2 protein-coding genes are annotated in these 3,081 nt (G+C 65.9%); one reads left to right on the top strand and one right to left on the bottom strand.

Translation table 11 applies throughout. The features are described 5' to 3' along the window. Nucleotides 1-582: 582 nt before the first annotated feature. Entirely contained in the window at nt 583-804 is a 222-nt protein-coding gene (locus ACO1BR_RS43920) for a hypothetical protein (RefSeq protein ID WP_426800723.1), read from the bottom strand. Between the two features lie 286 nt (nt 805-1,090). Here ACO1BR_RS43920 and ACO1BR_RS43915 point away from each other — a divergent pair, with 286 nt between their 5' ends. After that, nucleotides 1,091-1,690, top strand: a complete 600-nt coding sequence (locus ACO1BR_RS43915; protein ID WP_426800722.1) for a TetR/AcrR family transcriptional regulator — start codon at nt 1,091-1,093, stop codon at nt 1,688-1,690. The last annotated feature ends 1,391 nt before the right edge of the window (nt 1,691-3,081 follow it).

Here is a 3,081-nt window from a genome sequence, read left to right as displayed (position 1 = left end):
TCCGCCGCACTCGCCTCCGCCGCCTGACCGGCGCCCAGACCTGGGCCGGACTGGGAGTCTTCGCCTACAACCTCCAGCGCATGACCACCCTCAGCCGGTGAGGCAGGGCCAATGGCTGGCCGTCGGACTGGCGCCCTCCAACAGCTCCGACCCCGTCACCAGCCCAAACCCTTTTTCAGGGGCAAGTAGCTAGACGTAACGGTAGTTGGGGTGTCAAGTTCCGCACGGCCCAACTCTAAGCAGGCTGGCTTTACTTGCAGTTGTGTGGAAGGTTGTACTGTGGTGCGACAACTAGCATCGGGTCTCGCTGCTGGCCGCTGCGGAGGTCTGGATCACGGCGTGCCGCATGCACCCGGGGAGTCGGCCTGTTTCCCGGCGTAGCGCCGCCGATGCTGATTTTGTGCTGACTTGCTGACCTTGAAATCCCCTCTGACCTGCGACGATGCCTTGCCGTGCCTCTTCGGGTTCCAGGAGCTTCAGCACGGGCAGGCAGAGGTCCTTCCAGCCGTCGAGGAGGACGAAACCGGCCGGGGTGTCGAAGGTCGCCGAGGCGGTCCAGGGCGTCGCCCTCCAGCACGGTGATCAGGTCGTCGAGGCCGGTGTCGGCGAAGGTGCGGCGCGCGGCGGCGGTCTTCTCCTTGCTGAGCTCCGTGGTGACGACCCGTCCGGCACCTTGTCCCGTACCGCGGCCGCCAGATACAGCGTGGAGATCCCGTACGACATCCCGAACTCGACCACCGTGTCCGGGCGGACGGCGCGGACCAGGTTGTAGAGGAGCTCACCGCCCGCCGCCGAGATCGGCATGTAGATCTCCGCGGCGGCGTCGGCGTGTTCCTGGGGTCACATGGACGCCGGCCCGGATCCCCAGTCGACCCGGGACGCGACAGCGTCGTCCTGCTCGGCCTGCTCGAACATCCTGCGGAGGGCGGCCTCGACGCGGGGTCGGCGAGTGTGTCGGTGTGAGTCATGGGCGCTAGAGTAGACGCGACGTTGCGTCAGGTCTAGAGATTTTTCGGCGCACTCCAGAGGCGAACCTCCTCAGCGAACTCGGCGAACCTCCTTGGTGAACCTCCTTATGGAAAGAGGCGACATGACTTCCGGTTCGGGACGACGGCATCACGGCAACCGGCACGGCCGCAGCGAAGAAGCCCGGCTGGCCGTGCTGGAGGCGGCCGACGACCTGCTCGTCGAGAAGGGTTTCGCGGGCGTCACCATGGAGGGCATCGCCGCGCGGGCGGGGGTGGCCAAGCAGACCATCTACCGCTGGTGGAGCACGAAGACCGACGTCCTGATGGACGCCTTCCTCCAGGACGCGGACGAGGACCTGACCCCGTCCGACTCCGGGGATCTCGCCACCGATCTGCGGGCCTATCTGCGTCAGCTGGCTCTGTTCCTCGGCGAGTCCGACCCAGGCGCCGTCTTCCGGGCCCTGCTCGCCCAGGCCGAGCACGACCCGGCGTTCGCCCAGGAGTTCCGCTCCCGCTGCCTGGACCCGCAGCGCCACCGCGACCGCCTGCTGTTGGAACGGGCCGTGGCCGCAGGTCGACTGCCCGCCGACCTCGACCTGGACGCCGAGACTGACCAGCTGGTGGGCCCGCTCTATTACCGCGCAGTGGTGTCGGCCGAACCGGTCGGCGAGGACTTCACCGACACCCTCGTCGAGGCGTTCCTGCTGCGGCACGTCGGCTAGGGCGGCCGTGGCGTACGGCCCGACGGTCCGGTTGGCCGTAGCAGGGCCCGGTGCCGACTCAAGCTCTCGCGAAAAGCCACTCCTCAGTGGCTCCCTGATGTCGTTTCACGGACAGGGGGTGCAGTGATGGGGTTTGAAGAGCCCCGGTGGTAATTCACACGAGTCACCGGGGCAGCCGTCGACACCTGTTGTCGACGGCGGTGTCAGATTACCGAGCCCCCCTCGGTCGTATCCGCCAATCTCGGCGAGGGGGCGGCCAACCCAGGGGCCCCGATGGGGAAAGGGAGCCGGAGCGGTTGGGGCTACTTCACTCAGCACTCCACGGGGTGCCCGTCGTGGCGCGATCATCCTGCTGGCGGGCGGAGCTTCAGCCATCGGCCCAAGAGGGCCTACCACGCCATCTCCCGGGCTGGTTGCCTGAGTTCGACCGTACTCCGGGACGCGCCGGTCGCGGCGGGCGGTCCGTTCGACGGCTGTGCGCGGCTGCTGCTCCGGGCTGTTCGCCCATGGAGGAGTAGAGCGGCTACGCCCCCCACGGGTAAGGAAACAAGCCCATGATCTCTGATCCAAGCCAACCTGACGCCCAGTCAGCCATGCGGTCTATGCGTTCTCGCTNCCGGGCTGTTCGCCCATGGAGGAGTAGAGCGGCTACGCCCCCCACGGGTAAGGAAACAAGCCCATGATCTCTGATCCAAGCCAACCTGACGCCCAGTCAGCCATGCGGTCTATGCGTTCTCGCTGCTTGGGGTGACTGGGTCGGTGGGTTGTCTGGGGTTGGTTGGGGTTTCGTGTGGGGGTGTCTGTGGTGTTTTGCTGTTTGGTTGCGCTGTGCTTCGTGTCTGGTTGGTTGTGGTGGTCTTTTGTTGTTTGTTCCGGCGGGTCGCCCCGGGTCGGCTGGTGATCACGTGCGGGGGGGCAAGCGCGGTTACGTCCATCTCGGCACCGTAACCGCCGCGACAGTAACCGTCTGGCTCCGTACGTGAGGCCGGTCAGGGAACGGTCCCGCCTCGCGTTCAGCTGCGCGGCCTGGCTGCCGACCTGGCCCGGGTAGCAGCGCCTGAAAGAACGACTGAAGCAACGATGAGTACGGCCCTTACCGCGGTCTGCTGGTAGAAGACCACACTGCATACGGCTGCTGTCGCAGCAGCAAGTGCCAAGAGCCAAACGAGCACCTTGGATCGGCCCTGGCTCATCATCTGCTGGTTCACGTAAATCCCCCTTGCCACACTGGCATTGACTCTGTCATCTCAGCCTATCTCGGAGATCAACGGCCTACCACAACCCGCAAGTGGTCGCCCAGACATGACCTAAAAGCAATACCGGTGACTTTGTGTGGTGTGGGTCGTTGGGTGTGGTGTGCCAAGGCCGGGTCAGGTGAAGTCGTCGGGTGA

It is taken from the genome of Streptomyces sp. YGL11-2 (assembly GCF_050054615.1).
Lineage (GTDB): Bacteria > Actinomycetota > Actinomycetes > Streptomycetales > Streptomycetaceae > Streptomyces.
Note: the sequence above shows the minus strand (reverse complement) of the source record. Positions and strands in the feature narration are given on the sequence as shown.

Coding starts and splice junctions, on each gene's coding strand:
- ACO1BR_RS43915 (WP_426800722.1), top strand. CDS start 1,091: ATGACTTCCGGTTCGGGACGACGGCATCACGGCAACCGGCACGGCCGC.
- ACO1BR_RS43920 (WP_426800723.1), bottom strand. CDS start 804: ATGCCGATCTCGGCGGCGGGCGGTGAGCTCCTCTACAACCTGGTCCGC.